Origin of the sequence: Chryseobacterium piperi, assembly GCF_002285635.2 — a bacterium.
GTDB classification, from domain to species: Bacteria; Bacteroidota; Bacteroidia; order Flavobacteriales; family Weeksellaceae; genus Chryseobacterium; species Chryseobacterium piperi.
This window is the reverse complement of the sequence record NZ_CP023049.2, coordinates 1,267,708-1,287,645: the sequence shown is the minus strand read 5'-3', so window position 1 is coordinate 1,287,645 and position 19,938 is coordinate 1,267,708. Positions and strand designations below refer to the sequence as shown.

The window sequence follows — 19,938 nt, the reverse complement described above, 5'->3', positions numbered from 1 at the left end:
TCAAAAAAGACTGCCTTATTTTGTAAGGCAGTCTTCCATTGAATATAATTTGGTATGAAGAAATTTATGTTTACAATTTTACTTTTTTATTGATTGTTTTTCCGTTGTCTAAAACAATTTGGGTTACGTAAACTCCTGGTTGTAAGCTTTTAGACTCAAAATTGGTTTTGTTAACTTCCTGGTTTTGAATTAGGGCACCGGATACGTTATAAATACTGATTGTCTTGATATTATTCTTAGATCGGGCCATAATTTGGTTATTCTGAGTGAATACATTGATATCAGTTTCCAAAACATTAGTATTTCCGATGCTTTTATTGAACTGAACATTATAAAACTCGGTAACAATTTCAAAAGTATAGTCCTGCGGGCTCATATCGTTTAGATTAATTCCTCCGTTTTTAGCATATTCTTCCTGAGAAATAGTTTTGATCAGGTTTTTATTTTCATCAAAGATATTGATCGCTAGCAACTCATCCTGATTGGTCTTTAAGCTTAAAGTATTATTGTTTTGAGAAGCGACAATTTCATTTTCAGCAATGATTGCCGGGGCATTTTTAATATATGGGATCAGCTTATTTTCATTGTTCTGAGCTACCTTTAACAAATAGACTCCATCTTGTAAACTGGCTAAATTATTACTAGCAACAGATCTTCCTGCTTTTTCTTTGTTAAAATCTTTAATTTCAACAACTTCCATAGAGCTCAGGTTCGGTTTAATCTGAGATGAATAGAGTGGATTAAGCTTAGGCTGAGGACTTTCAGATTTAGAAGTCAGTTTAGCCCATTCATTTAATAAACCACCGCTTCTCAGCGTATTAAATTTTGCATTAGAGGCCAAAACAAATGGAACTATCCCTCCAATATGCCCCAGAGGACCCCAGTAAAAAGATTGAAGTTTGAATTTATTAAGATCCCACCATGGATAATATCCTCTCTGTACAGTGATGGTTTTAGATGTATTTTCAGGAGGAATCACCAGATCTACTGTTGAGTGTCCCAAAGTCATTGGTGTTTTGTTATACCAGTCATAAACATCATTTGATTTTAAACAAAGTCTCAGTTTATTATTGTTGTCATTGGTAACATTGGTCACGAAGTTATTAGTGAAAAGTCTTCTCCATTGTAGGGGACCCCATAGCAATCCACCGTTGTCTTGTAGAACATGGTAGTTATACCGATCAAGGTATTCCGCAGAAATAACTTCTGAAATATTGGTATTATAAGTCCGATAACCGGTGTTGTTACAAGTATTTAAAACATTAGCGATAAAGGCAGTAAACGGATATACTTCTTTTTCCAGTACCCCTTTCTGAAGAGTAACTCCTGAAAAATCATAAGGGCCGTCACCCATATAGGCATATTTGAACTTCAGTTGAGTAGGGTTTGAGATATTCAGCTTTTTTAGGGTCGACATGGCTGCATGGGCACCTTGAGAGTAGCCTGTTAGAAAATATTCATCATATCGTTTAATCCCTAATTGTGCTAGCACTTTATTGGAAGCAGTTACAAAATCGATTGTAGCAGCAGCTTCCGTAGGGTAGTGTACATAAGGATGAACTCCATCACCATCACCCATTCCTACATAATCAGGTGCCATAAGAATGTAACCATTCAAAACATAAGATAGCTCCACTACAAATCCGGCATATAGAACGCCTCTTAGATTAGAAGGAACATTGTTTCTGCTGTCGGTGGTTCCATGGTCTGATACCACAGTAGAAAGCTTATAATTGACATTGGGGTACATAATAAGTCCGGTTGCTTTTACCAGATTATTATTTTCATTTTTAGTATAGTAAGTTACCTTATAAGCTTTTAGGCCTACATTAAATCCATTAAGATAATTAACAAAATCAGGAGCATTTTGTTCACCAAGATTATTGGCGATAAAATTAGCGACTCCCGCAGGAGTTAAATCAAGTTTTTGTTCAAACTTTACAAGATCTCCTGCCTGCTGAGAGAAGTAAAAGGGGGCAGAAAGGCCAAGTAATAAAAGAGTAAATTTTTTCATAATAAGATTTTTTGGTTAGGTTAAGATAGATTTTTCTAAATAAATATCACCTCGGAGAGATATTAATCATTATTCATTGAATAGCAATTGGTTGATTTATAGGGAAATAAAAAACGTCTGATCCAATGACCAGACGCTGATATCTTTATTTTTAATCTAAAACAGATTTAGAAAGCGTTGATTCCGGTAATGTCCATACCTGTAATTAATAAGTGAACATCATGGGTTCCTTCATAGGTAATTACGGATTCTAAATTGGCAGCATGCCTCATCATTGGGAATTCACCCATGATTCCCATTCCACCAAGAATTTGACGGGATTCTCTTGCGATATCTATAGCCATTTTCACATTGTTTCTTTTTGCCATAGAAATTTGTGCAGGAGTAGCCTTATGATCATTTTTAAGATTTCCTAATTGCAAACAAAGTAATTGTGCCTTAGTGATTTCAGTTACGAATTCTGCCAATTTTTTCTGTTGAAGCTGGTAAGAACCAATAGGTTTTCCGAATTGTTTTCTTTCTTTAGAATATTGGAGAGCTGTACAATAGCAATCAATAGCAGCACCAATCACTCCCCACGAAATTCCGTATCGGGCTGAATTAAGACAAGAAAGAGGTCCTTTCAATCCTGTAACTCCTGGAAGTAAGTTTTCTTTTGGAACCTTTACGTCATTGAATACCAATTCTCCTGTTTTTGAAGCACGTAAGCTCCATTTATTATGAGTTTCCGGAGTCGTGAATCCTTCCATTCCTCTTTCAACGATTAATCCCTGTACTTTTCCTTCTTCATTTTTAGCCCAAACCACAGCGATATCGCATAAAGGAGAGTTGGTGATCCACATTTTTGCACCATTTAGAAGATAATGGTCACCCATATCTTTGAAATAAGTTTCCATTGACCCTGGATCTGAACCATGATTAGGCTCTGTTAATCCGAAAGATCCGATCATTTCTCCTGATGCTAATAGAGGAAGGTATTTTTTCTTCTGTTCTTCTGAACCGAATTCATTGATTGGAAACATCACCAAAGAACTTTGTACCGATGCTGCAGAACGAACTGCCGAATCTCCTCTTTCCAGTTCCTGCATAATAAGTCCGTAAGAAATCTGATCTAATCCCGAACCTCCATATTCTACTGGAATATAAGGGCCAAGTGCTCCTATTTTCCCCAATTCTTTCATCAAACCGGGTAAGTCTGTATGGTTTTGTGCTGCATGGTCTATCTGAGGCATTACAAAACTTTCTACCCAATCTCTTATCGATTGACGAATTAGCTTGTGTTCTTCAGTAAGTAAGGCATCAATTCCGTAATAGTCAGGAATACTTGTAAGAGGATAATATGACATTTTTTTAATTTTTCTAAAAATAGCATTTTTCGGGATTTTAGAAAAATTTTTTTTGAGTACCGGGGTTAAATAAGATTTTTTACTCCCGGCTTTTCGCTAACCTGTTATAAAGCAGTTTTTTATTCGATGTCAAAATTAAAATCCTTCCTGGTTGGAAATAGGATAATGATTCACCGAATGATGAGTTTTGCTTTTGAATTTATATAGGTAAGGAGCCTTATTGGCTGATCCATCATAGAGTTTTTCAAGTCTTTCAAGAATATTTAAGCTTAAGATTTTTCGCTGGAAGTTATTCCTCCTGAATTTCTCTCCCAGGATAGTTTCATATAAAGACTGTAAATCTTTCATGGTGAATTTTACCGGAAGAAGGTTGCTTGCCGCAACCTCGGTGTTGATGTTCATTCGAAGATATTCCAGCCCTGTTTCTATGATTCTGTCATGATCGAAAGCCATTTTAGGAAGTTTACTTACCTCAAACCATTCACAGGTTTCGTTGAACGCATCCGGAAAAGTATTGGCAATGGAAAAGTCAATAAGACTGCAATATCCTACAGTAATAAACCGCTGAAAGATCCAGTGATTCTTTGGAACCGCAATTCCTTTATTTTCAAGCAGAATCTGATGAACATTGTTTTCCGTTCTGTCTATTCTGCCGAAAGTATGGAACTGCTTTAGAAAAATGTCTTTCAAATGTGTTCTTTCGTGTAAAACACGTTCAGCAGCTTCTCTCAGATCTTCATCATTAAAGACGAAACCTCCGGGAAGTGACCATAGATCTAAATCATGGTATTTGAGTAACAAGACTTTCAGGATATTATTATGAAAACCAAATATGGTGCAGTCCACTGAAATATGGGCTACGAAGTCTTTTGTGTCAATAAGTTCCTGAAGCGTTTCTTTATTTTTTGAATCCTTGATTTCCATAGGTTAAAAATAAAATTATTTTTCATATGTTCTTTTAGTAAGAGCAAAATAAATTAAACTTACTGTAAAAAGGACACTTACGATCAATAAAATATACAAAGGGTAGTATCTTAAGAGTTGATTTTCAAACAGTAGTGAAATAACAATAGAGCTTACTGAACTTCCCAGCGATGAAAAAATAACGATCAATGAAGTAAAAAGATTGATCTTTTTCTTATCAACCTGAATAATCATCTTGGAATTAATCACCGGATAGAGTGGAGATAAGAAGAAACCGATGACAGGAAACAAAAATAAAAGTGCTTTTGAATCCTCCGATTGAAGAAACTGTATTCCTAATATAACAACAAGTGTTAAAACAATGCATGATAAGCACGCGAGGTAGTATTTAGAAAGAGGAAAACGATTGATAATATTGGCGGTTAAGGTTCTTCCTATATAAGAAAAGAGTGCCAGAAAAGAAGAGGCCTGCAACGCAAAAAAGGAATTGACTTTCAAATGGTTTTTGTAAAACGAAGGAAGCCAGGAATTAAAGCTTTGTTCAACAAAAACAATAGAAAAAACTACTGCTAAAAATATGATAATGGTTGGATTGATAAAACCTGATAAGTCTGAAAGAATGTCTTTTTTACTGTAGTTCTTTTCCGGCTCGGATATTTCCAGTCTTGCAAATAGGTAGATCGTAATAATGGAAAGTAGGGATATTGCCTGAAATCCAAATTTCCAGAATTCCGAATAAGCACTGGAGATCAGCCATCCGAAAACAGTATTTACTACGAAAATTCCTATCATAAAAGAAGCTTCTACACTGCTCATAGCCTTCGTTAATGATTTTTCATCTGATATGTTGTTTCTTATAATTCCAAAAACACAGATTTTTCCAATAGCGAAGCATGTACCGATAATGGCAAACCATAATTTATAAAACCAGAATACTTTCACAAAAGGAAGGATGAAAGAACTGATAGCTACAATAGCCAAAGCAAAAATTAATGCTTTTTTTGTTCCGGTTCTACTGATAAAGTTAACAGCAAAGAGCGAAAAAAAGGCAATCGGTAAATCTTTAAAAGATTCTAACAATCCCAAATTATCATACGTGATTTTAGCTTCTGAAAGCTGCAGGATGATAATACCCATGCAGTTTAAGACCATTGAAAAGATCAGAAAAGTAAGTTTTAAGGGAAGTGAAATATTCGGAAGCTTGCTCGTCATTTTGGGGATTGAATTTATTAACTTTTTATGAAATTTTATGATTTTTTTGTCAGATATAATGGCTTTCAGCTCCCAAAAATAAAAGAAAAATTAAAATATTTATTAATATAATGTTAACTATTTAAAAAAAAATATATTTTTATTGTCTCAAAATGAGAATTAAAAAACTAACTGTATATGAATATTAGAATATCAAGAGGTTTGGGAGTGGTTGCTGTACTTTATTTTACGGCTAATTTCAGTGCCCAGAAAAAAGCCAATGATACGCTTCCGAAAGAACAAAAAATTGAAGAAGTGGTCATGATTGGTTACGGTACTCAGAAGAAGAGTAATGTAACCGGAGCAATATCAAGCATCAAGGCTTCCGATATTGAGGACGTTCCTATGGGAAGACCTGAACAGGTACTGCAAGGTAGGGCTGCGGGTGTTTCTGTAATTTCAAATTCAGGACAACCAGGATCTACAGCTACAGTAAGGGTTCGTGGTATCACCAGTTTTGGTGCCGGAAGTAATGATCCGTTATGGGTAGTAGATGGTATTGTAGTTGATAATATTGCATGGTTAAATCAATCTGATATTGAAGGAATGGAAATTCTGAAAGATGGTGCATCTGCAGCCATCTACGGGGTTTCTGCTGCCAAAGGGGTTGTTTTGATTACGACAAAGAAAGGAGTAAAGGGAAGGTTAAATCTTTCTTATAACGGATTCTTTGGAGTGGGAAGCGCAGCTAAAAAGCTGGACCTCCTCAATGCATCTCAGTATGGGATGATCATGAATGAAGCCAATATGAATGACGGAAGAGCTCCTGAATTTTCAAATCCATCTGCTTTAGGAAACGGAACAGACTGGCAAAAACAAATTTTTAATACGGCACAACGTTCTTCGCATGAATTCAGTATTAGCGGAGGAAGTGATAAATCTACTTTCTATACTTCTTTCGGATATTACGACCAGGAGGGTATTGTACTCAGAGATATTTCCAATTATAAAAGAATCAACGGGAGAATCAACTCCACCCATAAAGTATTTGACTTTTTAACGATAGGTCAAACGTTTGCCTATACTCATACAAAATCACAGGGAATTAATGCCAATGGAGAGTTTGGAGGACCATTGAGCTCAGCAATCAATCTTGATCCGACTACACCGGTTGTCGTTACAAATGGTGTGGCCAATCAGCCTTTCCCAAGTGATTATATTAATAACCCGACTCACATCAACGATCCTAATGGAAATCCTTATGGAATTTCACATTATGTGAGTAAAGAAATGTCTAATCCATTAGCTTTCCAACAAACTCAGCTTGGAAGATACAATTGGACGGATGATTTGGTCGCTAACGTATTTGCTGATTTAAAGCTGAGCAAACATTTGAGTTTTAAATCTAGTGTCAACGGAAAACTTTCCTATTGGGGAACTCAGGGGTTTACTCCTGTGTCTTATCTGAGTTCTGCTGTTAAGAATGATTTTAACAGCTTATTCAGAGAGACTCAAAAGAAGTTTGAATGGAGTACGGAAAATACGGTTACTTATCAGAATAAATTCGGGGAACACAGTTTGAATGTTTTGTTAGGACAAGGATATTATGAATATAATATTTCTTCCGGACAAAACACGACTTATAAAAACTTACCTACGAATGACTGGAGGGAAGCTTCCTTCAACTTTGAAATTCCTCAGTCAGACCGATCTACGAATGCATGGGACGGAAAGGAAACTCATAAAACATCTTATTTTGCCAGAGTCGTTTATGATTATGCCAACAGGTACCTTTTCACAGGAACAATGAGAAGAGACGGATCTTCAAAGTTTGCCAGGGCTTACCATTGGGGGAATTTCCCGGCTATGTCCTTGGGATGGAATGTATCCAATGAAGAATTCTGGCCTGAAAACAATGTTATTAACAGCTTTAAATTAAGAGGTGGATATGGAGTATTAGGAAATGATGCAATTGATGATTTCCAATATGCCAACTTCCTGATCCCCGGAAGCAACTATACTTTTGGAGATGATGTCATCCATATTGGATATGCACCAAGTACATTGGAAAATCCTAATCTGAAATGGGAAAGAACTTCTCAGCTTAACATTGCAGCAGATTTTAAAATCTTCAAAAATTTCGATTTATCAATTGATGTTTACAGAAAGAAGAGTACAGACATCTTGAGAAAGATTGACCTTCCGGGATATCTTGGTCTGATCAATAACCCTTGGAGAAATATTGGGGATATGAATAATGACGGGGTGGAAGTGAGCTTAGGATATAAAAAGAACTGGGGAGATTTCGGATTTTCAGCGAACGGGAACTTTGCTTACCTGAAAAATGAGATTACCAGATTGGAAGGGAATAAGCCTTATGTGAATTTTGCTTCATACCAATCGATGGGTGCGGTTTCAAGATTACAGGTTGGATCTTCATATGGTTCATTCTATGGCTATCAGAATTTAGGGGTTTTCCAAAACCAGGCAGAAATTGATGCTTACAGAAATGCAAATGGAGGGTTGATTCAGGGTAATGCCAAGCCTGGAGATTTCAAGAGACTGGATGCTAACGGAGATGGAAAAATCGATGAGAATGATTATGTAAATCTGGGTAATTCGGTTCCTAAATACACATTTGGTCTTACTTTGAATATGAACTACAAAAACTTTGATGTGATGGTATTTGCTCAGGGGCAGGCTGGAAACAAAATATTCCAGGGTTTGAGAAGGCTGGATATTCAGGAGGCTAATTATCAGACAACCATTTTAGATCGTTGGACCGGAGAAGGAACTTCCAATACCATAGCAAGAGTTACGAAAGATGATCCTAATCAGAACTATACAAGAATGTCTGATTATTATTTGCAAAAAGGGGATTATCTGCGTTTAAAATTAGTACAGATAGGGTATACACTACCAAAAAATGTATCTGAAACAATAGGAGCAGGTAAAGTGAGATTTTACATCACGGCTGAGAATCTAGTGACCTTTACTAAATACACCGGTTTTGATCCTGAAATTGCAGGTGGTGACACGTTTGGTATTGATAGAGCGTATTATCCGCAGGCAAGAACTTTCCTTTTCGGAGCTAATATTCAATTTTAATTTAAAGAAAAATGAAAAACAAAAGATTTATATATAAAAGCTTATCCGTTTTATTATTAGCGGGAATCGGTTTTGGAGCTGTGTCTTGTAATAACAGCAACCTGGAAGATGTACAGAACTCAGGGACATTTGAACCGGATAATTATTTTAGAAATGAAGCTGAATCTTTCAGCGGTTTGGTAGCGGTGTATGATATGTTGAGGAAATACTCAGGAGGCTTTGAAAACGAGGTTACTTTTTTCAATGGAGCATCTGATGATTTTTATTCAGGAGGAGGGAGCTCTACAGACGGTGCGGGTATTCAGGGATTTTCTAATTATACGATCAATCCTATCATTATGCCTCAAAGCTACTGGAAAGATTATTATCAGGGAATTGCAAAAGCGAACCTTTTATTTGAAAGAATTCCGAATTCAAATATGGATGAGTTAAAAAGAAAGCGTTTCATTGCTGAAGCAAAAGTGCTACGATCACTGTATTATTTTGAATTGTTGAGAATGTTCAAAAATATTCCTTTGATTTTAAAACCGATTAAATATGATGATGATTATTATAATATTCCTCAGGCAAAGCCTGAAGATGTTTATGCTCAGATAGAATCGGATATTCTTTCGGCCATTAATGATCTTCCTGTGTCGATTGCATCAACAAATAAAAGTGAATTGGGAAGAATTACACAGGGGTCTGCACGTGCTATATTAGGGAAGATTTATTTGTATGATAAAAAGAATGCCGATGCGGCTACGCAGTTGGCAATGGTAAACGGAACTCCGGGAGGCACAAGCCAGTATGGATATAAATTGGTTACTGATTTTGCAGATCTGTGGGTAGTAAATAATAAATTCACGTCAGAATCTATATTAGAAGTGATGCATACCAATAAGAGTAATGCAGACTGGGCATTTTGGGGCTCTGGAAAGGACGAAGGAAATACAGTGAACCAAATGGTAGCCATTATATCTTATGGGAAGGTGGCACCTGCACCTGGACAACCTGCTAATAATGCACCGGACATTTATAAAGGATGGGGTTTCAACCCTGCGACTGATGACTTGTTTAATTTCATGCAGGGGGATCCTCGTTTAAATGCGACTATTTTTAATGCTAAGCAATTAAAACAGAATGGTAAAATTACCTATACACCAGGATTCAAGGATACAGGATATTTTTTACAAAAATTCTTGCCTACCAATGCAGATAAATCTACTGAGCCGGGAGCTACAGAATTGAATTTCCGCCAAAATTATATGGCGATCAGATTAGCTGACACTTATCTTATGGAAGCTGAAGCATTGGGAGGTTCAGGAGCAAGGGCTCAGGCTTTATTGGATGCTGTAAGAACAAGAGTAGGCTTAGCATCAGTTCCTGTTTCTATGCAGGCGATTAAAGATGAAAGAAGAAGAGAACTGGCGGGCGAAGGTCACAGATGGTTTGACCTGGTAAGATGGGGTGATGCGCCAGCTAAGTTAGGAGCAAGAGGATTTGTTGCAGGTAAGAATGAGATTTTACCAATTCCTTTTAATGAATTAGTAAATACTGCACTAAAACAAAACCCAGGCTATTAAAACATGAAGTTTCACAGTTTATATAGTTTCTTTTTAAAAAGTACCGCACTACTTTGTGGTGTGGTACTTTTGCCTTTATCGGCTTGTGCATCTCATCCGGCAAATAAAAGAAATGAAGTCCAGATATGGCTTACCAAAGGAGATGAGAGTATAAAATTACAACAGCAACCTTCAATCAGTTTTGCAAACAATCCGGCCAGCAGTCAGAATATTGAAATTGATGACCAACAAAAGTTTCAATATATTGATGGCTTTGGATATACATTGACGGGAGGAAGCGTGGAAGTAATCAACAGACTTTCAGAGCCTAAAAGAAAGGCTTTATTACAGGAGCTTTTCGGAAATAACAGAAATTCAATTTCGGTGAATTACTTAAGGTTAAGTGTAGGAGCCTCAGATCTTGACGGAGAAGTTTTCTCTTATAATGACTTATCGGAAGGGCAGACGGATCCTTCATTACAATATTTTAGTCTTACAAAGGATAAAAATCTGATCGCAATGTTGAAAGAGATTTTAATGATCAATCCTAAAATTAAATTCATTGCTGCACCTTGGTCGGCACCTATCTGGATGAAGGATAACGGGAAATCTAAAGGGGGAAGCTTAAAGCCTGAGTATTATAAAGTATATGCCAATTACTTTGTGAAATATATTCAGGGAATGAAAAAAGAAGGAATTACTATTGAAGCTATTACGCCTCAGAATGAGCCTTTACATCCGGGAAACAATCCTAGTTTGTATATGACTTCTGGCCAGCAGAAAGATTTTATTAAAAATCATTTGGGGCCTGTTTTCAAATCTAATGGCATTACAACTAAAATCGTTGTATATGACCACAATTGTAATAAACCTGAATATGCAACCCATATATTAAGTGATCCCGAAGCTTATCAATATGTGGATGGTTCTGCATTTCACCTGTATGAAGGAGATATTTCTGCATTGAGTACCGTTCATAATGCTTATCCTGATAAAAACCTTTATTTTACAGAACAGTGGACAGGTTCTAAGAGCAGCTTTAATGAAGATCTGAATTGGCATACCAAAAATGTAATCATCGGTTCTATGAGAAACTGGAGTAAAATAGCCTTGGAATGGAATCTGGCCAATGATCAGCAGTATAAGCCGCATACGGAGGGTGGATGTACGGAATGCAAAGGAGCTATTACGGTTTCGGATAAGGAAAATTTCACACGAAATGTTTCGTATTACATTATTGCACATGCTACTAAGTTTATCCCTGCTCATTCACAACGTATAGCATCTTCTCAAACTGATCATCTTTCAACGGTTGCTTTTAGAACACCGGAAGGAAAAACAATTGTGATCGTGCAAAATAATAGTAAAACAGAAGAGACTTTCTCTCTTAAATGGAATCAAAAAACAGCCCAGGCAAGTTTACCAGGAAGTTCTGTGGCAACCTATATTTTTTAAATTATGAAAAGAGTTTATTTCTTACTGGCATTGGCCGCTTTCGGTCTGAATGCATACGGACAAAAGACAATTGATCAGAAAGTATCTGAGCTTTTGTCTAAAATGACATTAGAGGAAAAAGTAGGACAATTGGTTCAGTATAGTGGTTTTGCTTATGCTACGGGACCACAGAACTCCAATTCTGCAACCGTTCTTGAAGAAATAAAAAAAGGGAAGGTAGGTTCTATGCTTAATGTTGCCGGGGTAGAAGAAACAAGATCTTTTCAAAAACTCGCTTTGGAATCGAGATTAAAGATTCCGTTATTATTTGGGCAGGATGTGATTCACGGATACCGAACTACATTTCCAGTCAATATTGGGCAGGCTGCGAGCTGGGATTTGGGGTTGATTGAAAAGTCCGAAAGAATTGCAGCGACGGAAGCTTCGGCATATGGAATTCACTGGACCTTTGCACCCATGGTTGATATTGCCAGAGATCCAAGATGGGGAAGAGTAATGGAAGGCTCAGGTGAAGATACCTATTTGGGAACACTGATTGGTTTAGCCAGAATTAAAGGATTTCAGGGAAAAGGTCTAGGAAATCTGGATGCTATCATGGCTTGTGCTAAACATTTTGCAGCTTATGGCGCTGCAGTGGGGGGAAGAGACTATAATTCTGTGGATATGAGTCTCAGACAATTGAATGAAACTTATTTACCTCCTTTTAAAGCAGCAGCAGAAGTCGGAGTGGCTACATTTATGAATTCTTTCAATGATATCAACGGGATTCCTGCGACAGCAAACCAATATATTCTCAGGGATTTGTTAAAAGGGAAATGGAACTACAAAGGTTTTGTAGTATCAGATTGGGGAAGTATTGGTGAAATGGTGAATCATGGATATACAAAAGATAAAGCGGAAGCTGCTGAAAAAGCGATTATTGCTGGAAGCGATATGGATATGGAAAGCCGGGTTTATATGGCGGAACTTCCAAAACTTGTAAAGGATGGAAAAGTAGATCCTAAATTCATTGATGATGCAGCCAGAAGAATTTTAATTAAAAAATTCGAAATGGGGTTGTTTGAAGATCCTTATCGTTTTAGTGATGAGAAAAGACAAAAAGCACAAACCGATAACCATGAGAACAGAAAGTTTGGAAGAGAGTTTGGTTCAAAAAGTATCGTTCTTTTAAAAAATCAGAAGAATATTTTACCGCTTTCAACATCTACAAAGACGGTTGCATTGATAGGACCTTTCGGAAAAGAAACTGTAGCAAATCATGGTTTCTGGTCTGTAGCATTTAAAGATGACAATCAAAGAATTGTGAGCCAGTTTGATGGCATTAAAAATCAATTGGATAAAAATTCTACTTTATTATATGCCAAAGGATGTAATGCAGATGACGAGGATCGTTCTATGTTTGCTGAAGCAATCGAAACAGCGAAAAAAGCAGATGTTGTCATTATGACTTTAGGAGAAGGACATGCAATGAGTGGGGAAGCGAAAAGTAGAAGTAATCTTCATTTTTCCGGGATTCAGGAAGAGTTATTAAAGGAAATTGCTAAAACAGGAAAACCTATTGTTTTAATGATCAATGCAGGAAGACCTTTGGTATTCGACTGGGCAGCAGACAATATTCCAACTATTTTATATACATGGTGGCTGGGAACTGAAGCTGGAAACTCAATTGCCGACGTCTTGTTTGGTACAGTAAATCCTAGTGGAAAACTGCCTATGACATTTCCGAGAACTGAAGGCCAGATTCCTGTATATTATAATCATTACAATACCGGAAGACCAGCAAAAACGAATAAAGAAAGAAGCTACGTTTCTGCTTATATCGATTTGGATAATGACCCTAAATTTCCTTTTGGATATGGCTTAAGCTATACTAATTTCAAATATTCCGATATGACATTAAGCTCTGAAAATCTTAACGGAAATCAATCTTTACAGATTAAAGTTAATGTTTCCAATAACGGAAATTATGACGGTGAAGAGGTAGTTCAGCTTTATATCAGAGATTTGTTTGGAAAGGTTGTACGTCCTGTAAAAGAGTTAAAAGGTTTTCAAAAGATATTTCTTAAAAAAGGAGAAACTAAAACCGTGAATTTCACCCTAACGCCTGAAAATTTAAAATTCTATGACGATCAGTTGAATTTCGATTGGGAAGGAGGAGAGTTTGAAATTATGATAGGTACTAACTCTCAGGAAGTCCAGACAAAGAAGATTAACTGGAATAAATAACTAAATAAGTAAAAGTCGGTTTTAGCCTGCTTTTTAAAGAGACACTTTACTATTGATGAAACCAGGAAGCCTTGTAAGTTGGTTACTGTTATTGAATAATTCGGATAATGATATCAATGCGAACTTTTGGATTTAAGACATAATTGTAAAGCTTCCGGCACCAGCACATTCGATACAAATACACTTCATATTAATATTTTTTTATTAGAATAGGCTGCCTCAATGAGACAGCCTATTTATGATAAAGGATGAAAAAAAATTAAAATTATTTATAACTCTTCGAGTAAAATATAAGTTCCTACTGTAGTTCTACTGGCAGCTCCTGAAACATAATATCCAGCATCACCAGCATTAATACCTCCATATCGTACTTTTAATTCTACAAAACTGTCACCTGCAGGGCCAGTCATTACCATAATAATCGGAGGTGTTACCCCTCCATCATCAAAGGTTTCAGTAGAAGATTCGGTATATCCCAGCGTAGTTATTATAGTTTGTGTATCACCTCCTGCCTGAAATGTAGATGTGACGTAGCCTGGTGTAGTACTACTAGTACCGGTTGTACTCCCTCTAATTCCTATATAGCCTGTTATTTTAAAGGTTTTATTGGGTGGTAAATTGATACGGCTATTTCCATTGGTTAAAGATAATTTATCAGTATTGATCCCGCTTACAACTCCATCATACTCTAAGTTATAATCAGTTCCTTTAGCTTGAAGAAGCTGAGGTGATCTTTTAGAAAGAACAGCAAAGATTTTTTTCTTAATAATTTCTTGATTACTGGCTGATAATTTATCAATATTGACTTTTTGGATAACACCTGTATCATCCGGTGTTAATACATATTTAGGAGTAGATGTTATACTGTCAATTTTCCTGATTTTGGCATCACCATTCACATCCAACGTTGCAGTAGGGCTTGTTGTATTGATGCCTACCTGTCCAGTTTGTGCAAATACAAACTGACTAATACTTGCTAAAATAAGTATTTTTATCTTTTTCATAAATTGGTTTTGTGCAAAATTAGAGTAATTCTAACGGGAGTGAAAAATAAACCCTGTAAAATATTATGTTAAGCATAATTTTGATATGATTAAATGAATTTCTTATAAAGAATATTATGAATAACAAATATCCAAAAAAAAGCAGGCTATCTTTTAGAGACAGCCTGCTTTTTTATTATTGAAGTTGATTGAACTTAATTATTCAACATCATATTTTCTAATTACTTTCTGAGTAACTCCAGAGCTACTAAAACCACCATCATGGAAAAGATTCTGCATAGTTACTTTCTTTGTAAGATCAGAGAAAAGAGTAACACAGTAATCTGCACATTCAAGAGCTGTAGCATTTCCTAATGGAGACATATCTTCTGCATATCCAAGGAAACCTCCGAAACCTTTAACTCCACTACCAGCAGTAGTTACAGTAGGAGACTGAGAGACCGTGTTTACACGAACTTTTCTTTCACCCCAATAGTTTCCAAAAGTTCTTGCGATGCTTTCCAGATAAGCCTTGTTGTCAGACATGTCATTATAGTCAGGGAATGTTCTTTGAGCTGCAATATAAGTAAGTGCTAAGATGCTTCCCCACTCATTCATACAGTCTTTTTCCCAAGCCACACGCATTACTTTATGGAAAGAAACAGAAGAGATATCCCAACCTTTTTCTAACCAGTCGTAGTTCATTTCTGTATAATGTTTCCCTTTTCTTACATTTACGGACATTCCTATAGAATGAAGGATAAAATCTATTTTCCCGAATTTTGCAATAGCTGCATCAAAAAGTTTTTCAAGATCCTCAATAGATGTAGCGTCTGCGCCAATTACCTCCGAACCTGTTTTTTCAGCTAAACCATTAAGTTCTCCCATTCTCAAAGCAATAGGAGCATTAGATAAGATAAATTCAGCTCCTTCTTCATGACATCTTTCAGCAACTTTCCATGCGATCGATTGTTCATTAAGGGCCCCAAAAATAATTCCCTTTTTGCCTTTAAGTAAACCGTATGACATAATTTTTTAATGTTTATTAATATACAAATGTAGCAATAATTTGTGTTTAGAACATAATAAAAAAACAGAGCCTTATAAAAAGACCCTGTTTTTTTTGAAAATATTTATATGACTGAAATTTTAATTGGTTTTTTTATTCCATTCTGCTTTTACATCTTCAGCAGCATCTTTTGCCTTATCTTTTACATCATCTGCTGCGTTGGCTGCTTTATCTTTTGCATCTTCGGTAAGATCTTTGGTTTTTTCCCAGGCATCACCCGCCTTATCTTTAATATCTTCCCATGCATCAGAAATATTAGCTTTTACCCTGTCAAGCCAATCTTCCTGGCTCGCTTCTTCGTCATTGTTTCTTTTCTCATTAATATAATCTTTAGCTTTATCCGCTAAATCATTGATTTTCCATTTTGCATTATCCGCTGCATTTTTTAAAGAGTTCTCAGTTTTGTTTACCGCATCTTCTGCTTTGTTGTAATCCGAATTATTCATAACATTTATTATTTAGTGATATGACTAGTAAAAACAATAACCATTCCTAAAATCAGAATATGTTGTTAAAGTTTTCATAATCTTTTGTTATGGTTTTCTAAATCGTTTTTATCTTTAAAGTGAAATAAAAACGAAGACTTATGGAAAAAATACGGTGTGGCTGGTGTGAGAAAGACGACTTGTATAGAAAATACCATGATGAAGAGTGGGGAAGGCCAGTCTATGATGATCAGACTATTTTTGAGTTTCTTATTCTAGAAAGCTTTCAGGCAGGATTAAGCTGGTATACGATTCTAAGTAAAAGGGAAACCTTTAAAGAAGCCTTTGATGATTTTGATTATAAGAAAATAGCTCGTTATACTGATCAGAAAGTAGAAGAGCTTATGCAGAACTCCGGAATTATAAGAAACAGGCTGAAAATTGTAGCAACGATTACAAATGCCCAAAAATTTCAGGAAATCCAGAAGGAGTTCGGAAACTTCTCAAAATACATCTGGGATTTTGTAGGCGGGAAGCCCATTGATAATCTACCGAAAGCTTTAAAAGAGGTTCCGGCAACAACGGAAATTTCAGATGCTCTCTCAAAAGATTTAAAAAAAAGAGGATTTAAATTCATGGGTTCTACTGTTGTATATGCCCATATGCAGGCAACAGGTATGGTAAATGACCATATTGAGAGCTGTTTTACGAGATTGTAATAGATTTAATTCTCATGATGCTTTCTGAAAATATTAAAAGATAAGTAGTAAAGCATAGATGGTTTTATAAATTAATTTGTGCGCATTATAAAATTTTTAGATATTTGAGAGCTGCATACGTGGCGAAAAATGCTACAAATGATTAAAAAAAATAAAATTGTATGAATAGAAATGTCATAGCTATAGCTTTAATGATGAGCATTCCATTAGTTTTTAATTCTTGTACAGAGAAGCAAAAATCGGATGAGAATACAGAATTAAAGAGTAAAGCAACCCAGATCACAGTTAAAGATTTAATAGGTACTACTTATGAATGGAAGTATAAAGAATCTACTTATCATATTACTTTAAAATCGGACTCAACAGTTCATTGGAAATTAACAAAGGGAGATTATCTTGGCCCAACGGAAGAAACAGACCAATATGTCTCTTCACAAATAGATGATCATAAGCTTTTTATTTCCTGGGTAGAAAAAAGTGGATTAGGGGTATATAGCGTACTTGATTTTGAAACAATGAATCTTCATACGCAAGGAAGTCAGGATGGTCAGTTATATGTAAATCCCGGTACCATTAAAAAAATAAATTAGAAGTTTTTTAAACTGTAAAAACTGCTTATCTTCAAGTAGAATAAAAAAGGATTTCAATATTGAAATCCTTTTTTATTTATCATTTACTTAATAATTCGATCTAATACCCATTCGATAAGGCTTTTTTCAGAAGCATGATGATCTGCAGAGAATTCTCCACGTCTTCTGTTAGCAATGACATTGTTTACAGTAATGGCTTTATGCCCCAGTAGCTTTGAAAATGCATAAATAGCAGAAGTTTCCATCTCAAAATTGGTAATTCCAAGATCATTTAAAGTTTCAAGAAACTTGTCATCCAGAGCCTTCAAGCGTAGTTGTCTTCCCTGTGGTGCATAGAATCCAGGGAATGTTGCTGTATTGCCATGGTATTTGGCATCCGCAAAATAATTTCCCATATCCTCAGCCCATTCTGCAAAATATAGCATAGGCTTAATTTTTTCATAAGGAAACTTTGCTATAAAGTTTTTGGAAAATTCATTTTCACAGTGATAGTCCTGGTAGAAATGCATTAAACCATCAAATCCTACAACATTCTGGGTTACCAGCATATTATCAACCTGTACATCCGGATTTACGCTTCCACAGGTACCCATACGGAAAAGCTCGAGTGTTTTATGGTCTGATTTAAGTTCTTTATTTTTCAGGTCAATATTGACTAAAGCATCAAGCTCATTCATAACAATATCAATATTCTCTGTACCGATTCCTGTTGACATTACAGTAACTCTCTCTCCACGTAATGTTCCGGTATGCGTATAAAATTCTCTTTTATTTTTTTTAATTTCTACTTTATCAAAATATTGTGAAACTTTAGGGACCCTGTCCGGATCTCCTACAAGGATAATTTTATCAGCAATATCTTCAGGTAAAAGGTTCAAGTGGTAAACACTTCCGTCATCATTCAGAACAAGCTCTGAAGCAGCAAGTTTATTAAGCATATAGTGATTTTTAATTAACAAAAGTACTATTTTTTTTGTATGAAACAGGTGAATAATTAATATCTATCCAACCTATTGATTGTATTCAAAAATATAATTACTGAGGTGTTGGAGCATCATGGGAAATTAAATTTTGTTTTTTTAGCTCTTTCCAAAATGCTGTACTGATTTTTGAATCTCCATAAATAGAATTATAATCTTCTGATATTTGCTTGGGAGAGCGTGCACCGACAACCAGAGAGCTTACAATAGGATGTTCTAGACTGAACCTAAGAGCAGCTGAACGCAGATCTACATTCATTTTGTCAGCGATGGCCTTCATTTTGGCATATTTTAAAATAATATTTTGAGGAGCAGGCTGTCCGGAATAATTCCAACGATTGTTGCCTGCCAGGAAACCACAATTTAATGGCGAACCAATAGCTACTTTTACCTTCTTTTTTTCCAGAGCCGGGAAAGTAGAGTGTAGGGCTTCTTCATGGTCTAATATTGAATATTGTGTGGCAAGAAGGCAAATGTCAGGTGAAATGATATCTAATGAGCGTATCACAGCATCGGGTCTGTTAACTCCAAAACCCCAGGCTTTAATAATTCCTTCTTCTTTAAGTTTTTGTAATGTTGGAATAGCTCCGGCTACCGCTTGTTGAAAAAAATATTCAAATTGACCCTTGAACTCTTTATTATCAGGAGATAAGTCGTGTATATAAACAATATCTAATTTTGATAAGCCTAATCTTAATAGACTATCTTCAATAGATCTCTTTGTAGCGTCTTCAGAATAATCATTGATAAAATTATTATAGAGGTTGCATTTCCAGATTCCTTTATTTTCAGGTATTCCTGGTTTTAATACTCTTCCGACTTTAGAGGAAATGATAAACTCATCTTCCTTTTTTGTACTTAAAAATGCTCCCATTCTCCGTTCACTGGTTCCAATTCCATATCTTGGAGAGGTATCATAATGACGTATTCCTTTATCCCATGCAGTTTTCAATGTAGCTAGAGAGTCCTCAACTGGTGTGTCGATCCATGCTCCTGCAAGAGGAACTCCTCCTAATGCTAATGTTTTATTTGGATTTAAATCTTTGGGCACTGGTTCATTTAAAGGGTTGGGATTGGGAACATTTGCAGAAATAAAATTGGGGATATGGCTTCCTATAGCTGCCGCAATTGAGCCCTTAGCCATAGTTTGAATAAAATGACGTCTACTTTTCATTATTTCTTTTTTTACTTATGTTAGCACAGAGAGAAAAATCATTCAATGACTCTATAAAAGTACAAATCTCATTTTAGTGAAATTTAAAAATAAAATTAATGAATCTTTAGATAAAATTGAGATTACTGCTGATGGATAAAAAGTTACCAATCTTTATGAACTTATGGTAGCATTCTATTGGTATAAAACG

The 19,938-nt window shown here is 35.7% G+C and carries 15 protein-coding genes; 6 read left to right on the top strand and 9 right to left on the bottom strand.

Translation table 11 applies throughout. The annotated features are described in order from the left end of the window. Nucleotides 1-70: 70 nt before the first annotated feature. The 4 genes from CJF12_RS05685 to CJF12_RS05670 all read right to left on the bottom strand — a co-directional run bounded on the left by CJF12_RS05685 (nt 71) and on the right by CJF12_RS05670 (nt 5,496). Nucleotides 71-2,014 carry a T9SS type A sorting domain-containing protein gene (locus CJF12_RS05685; protein WP_034682919.1) on the bottom strand — a complete coding sequence of 648 codons (1,944 nt, stop codon included), beginning with the start codon at nt 2,012-2,014 and terminating at the stop codon, nt 71-73. 167 nt (nt 2,015-2,181) lie between these two features. Further along, nucleotides 2,182-3,360: an acyl-CoA dehydrogenase family protein gene (locus CJF12_RS05680; protein ID WP_034682916.1), complete on the bottom strand. Its 1,179-nt coding sequence runs from the start codon at nt 3,358-3,360 to the stop codon at nt 2,182-2,184. A gap of 135 nt (nt 3,361-3,495) precedes the next feature. Then, nucleotides 3,496-4,284 (bottom strand): NUDIX hydrolase, encoded by a 789-nt coding sequence (locus CJF12_RS05675; RefSeq protein ID WP_051887229.1) that lies wholly within the window; start codon nt 4,282-4,284, stop codon nt 3,496-3,498. 15 nt (nt 4,285-4,299) lie between these two features. Continuing rightward, a complete protein-coding gene (locus CJF12_RS05670; protein ID WP_034682913.1) occupies nt 4,300-5,496 on the bottom strand; it encodes an MFS transporter in 1,197 nt (398 codons plus the stop codon). Nucleotides 5,497-5,673: 177 nt separating this feature from the next. On the opposite strand from CJF12_RS05670, the gene CJF12_RS05665 reads away from it, so the two are divergent. Genes CJF12_RS05665 through CJF12_RS05650 form a run of 4 tightly spaced genes read left to right on the top strand, consistent with a single transcriptional unit; the run spans nt 5,674 to nt 13,808 of the window. Continuing rightward, the gene (locus CJF12_RS05665; RefSeq protein ID WP_034682909.1) at nt 5,674-8,583 is read left to right on the top strand and encodes a SusC/RagA family TonB-linked outer membrane protein; all 2,910 of its coding nucleotides are present in this window, start codon (nt 5,674-5,676) and stop codon (nt 8,581-8,583) included. Between the two features lie 11 nt (nt 8,584-8,594). Then, nucleotides 8,595-10,148, top strand: coding sequence for a RagB/SusD family nutrient uptake outer membrane protein (locus tag CJF12_RS05660; protein WP_034682905.1), 1,554 nt, complete (start codon nt 8,595-8,597; stop codon nt 10,146-10,148). 3 nt (nt 10,149-10,151) lie between these two features. Next, nucleotides 10,152-11,582 (top strand): glycoside hydrolase family 30 protein, encoded by a 1,431-nt coding sequence (locus tag CJF12_RS05655; protein WP_034682902.1) that lies wholly within the window; start codon nt 10,152-10,154, stop codon nt 11,580-11,582. Between the two features lie 3 nt (nt 11,583-11,585). Further along, complete coding sequence (locus CJF12_RS05650; RefSeq protein WP_034682899.1) at nt 11,586-13,808, top strand: glycoside hydrolase family 3 N-terminal domain-containing protein; 2,223 nt, start codon at nt 11,586-11,588, stop codon at nt 13,806-13,808. A gap of 269 nt (nt 13,809-14,077) precedes the next feature. Here the strand turns inward: CJF12_RS05650 and CJF12_RS05645 are convergent, their stop codons facing one another. From CJF12_RS05645 to CJF12_RS05635, 3 genes are all read right to left on the bottom strand, one after another. Continuing rightward, nucleotides 14,078-14,812 carry a hypothetical protein gene (locus CJF12_RS05645; protein ID WP_051887228.1) on the bottom strand — a complete coding sequence of 245 codons (735 nt, stop codon included), beginning with the start codon at nt 14,810-14,812 and terminating at the stop codon, nt 14,078-14,080. Nucleotides 14,813-15,010: 198 nt separating this feature from the next. After that, nucleotides 15,011-15,820: an enoyl-ACP reductase FabI gene (locus tag CJF12_RS05640; RefSeq protein WP_034682896.1), complete on the bottom strand. Its 810-nt coding sequence runs from the start codon at nt 15,818-15,820 to the stop codon at nt 15,011-15,013. 120 nt (nt 15,821-15,940) lie between these two features. Continuing rightward, the gene (locus tag CJF12_RS05635; protein ID WP_034682894.1) at nt 15,941-16,306 is read right to left on the bottom strand and encodes a YtxH domain-containing protein; all 366 of its coding nucleotides are present in this window, start codon (nt 16,304-16,306) and stop codon (nt 15,941-15,943) included. Between the two features lie 140 nt (nt 16,307-16,446). Here CJF12_RS05635 and CJF12_RS05630 point away from each other — a divergent pair, with 140 nt between their 5' ends. Both CJF12_RS05630 and CJF12_RS05625 read left to right on the top strand, forming a co-directional pair. Then, a complete protein-coding gene (locus CJF12_RS05630; RefSeq protein ID WP_034682892.1) occupies nt 16,447-17,004 on the top strand; it encodes a DNA-3-methyladenine glycosylase I in 558 nt (185 codons plus the stop codon). Nucleotides 17,005-17,165: 161 nt separating this feature from the next. Beyond that, complete coding sequence (locus tag CJF12_RS05625) at nt 17,166-17,594, top strand: MoaF-related domain-containing protein (protein WP_131329517.1); 429 nt, start codon at nt 17,166-17,168, stop codon at nt 17,592-17,594. 83 nt (nt 17,595-17,677) lie between these two features. On the opposite strand, the gene CJF12_RS05620 is transcribed toward CJF12_RS05625, so the two are convergent. Both CJF12_RS05620 and CJF12_RS05615 read right to left on the bottom strand, forming a co-directional pair. Then, entirely contained in the window at nt 17,678-18,532 is an 855-nt protein-coding gene (locus CJF12_RS05620) for a nucleoside phosphorylase (RefSeq protein ID WP_034682887.1), read from the bottom strand. A gap of 97 nt (nt 18,533-18,629) precedes the next feature. Continuing rightward, a complete protein-coding gene (locus tag CJF12_RS05615; protein ID WP_034682883.1) occupies nt 18,630-19,748 on the bottom strand; it encodes an aldo/keto reductase in 1,119 nt (372 codons plus the stop codon). Nucleotides 19,749-19,938 lie beyond the last annotated feature (190 nt).

Bases quoted from the DNA above. Each gene is read 5' to 3' on its own strand.
- CJF12_RS05660 (WP_034682905.1), top strand. From the start codon at position 8,595: ATGAAAAACAAAAGATTTATATATAAAAGCTTATCCGTTTTATTATTA.
- CJF12_RS05665 (WP_034682909.1), top strand. From the start codon at position 5,674: ATGAATATTAGAATATCAAGAGGTTTGGGAGTGGTTGCTGTACTTTAT.
- CJF12_RS05645 (WP_051887228.1), bottom strand. From the start codon at position 14,812: ATGAAAAAGATAAAAATACTTATTTTAGCAAGTATTAGTCAGTTTGTA.
- CJF12_RS05635 (WP_034682894.1), bottom strand. From the start codon at position 16,306: ATGAATAATTCGGATTACAACAAAGCAGAAGATGCGGTAAACAAAACT.
- CJF12_RS05620 (WP_034682887.1), bottom strand. From the start codon at position 18,532: ATGCTTAATAAACTTGCTGCTTCAGAGCTTGTTCTGAATGATGACGGA.
- CJF12_RS05630 (WP_034682892.1), top strand. From the start codon at position 16,447: ATGGAAAAAATACGGTGTGGCTGGTGTGAGAAAGACGACTTGTATAGA.
- CJF12_RS05615 (WP_034682883.1), bottom strand. From the start codon at position 19,748: ATGAAAAGTAGACGTCATTTTATTCAAACTATGGCTAAGGGCTCAATT.
- CJF12_RS05675 (WP_051887229.1), bottom strand. From the start codon at position 4,284: ATGGAAATCAAGGATTCAAAAAATAAAGAAACGCTTCAGGAACTTATT.
- CJF12_RS05650 (WP_034682899.1), top strand. From the start codon at position 11,586: ATGAAAAGAGTTTATTTCTTACTGGCATTGGCCGCTTTCGGTCTGAAT.
- CJF12_RS05640 (WP_034682896.1), bottom strand. From the start codon at position 15,820: ATGTCATACGGTTTACTTAAAGGCAAAAAGGGAATTATTTTTGGGGCC.
- CJF12_RS05625 (WP_131329517.1), top strand. From the start codon at position 17,166: ATGAATAGAAATGTCATAGCTATAGCTTTAATGATGAGCATTCCATTA.
- CJF12_RS05655 (WP_034682902.1), top strand. From the start codon at position 10,152: ATGAAGTTTCACAGTTTATATAGTTTCTTTTTAAAAAGTACCGCACTA.
- CJF12_RS05680 (WP_034682916.1), bottom strand. From the start codon at position 3,360: ATGTCATATTATCCTCTTACAAGTATTCCTGACTATTACGGAATTGAT.
- CJF12_RS05670 (WP_034682913.1), bottom strand. From the start codon at position 5,496: ATGACGAGCAAGCTTCCGAATATTTCACTTCCCTTAAAACTTACTTTT.
- CJF12_RS05685 (WP_034682919.1), bottom strand. From the start codon at position 2,014: ATGAAAAAATTTACTCTTTTATTACTTGGCCTTTCTGCCCCCTTTTAC.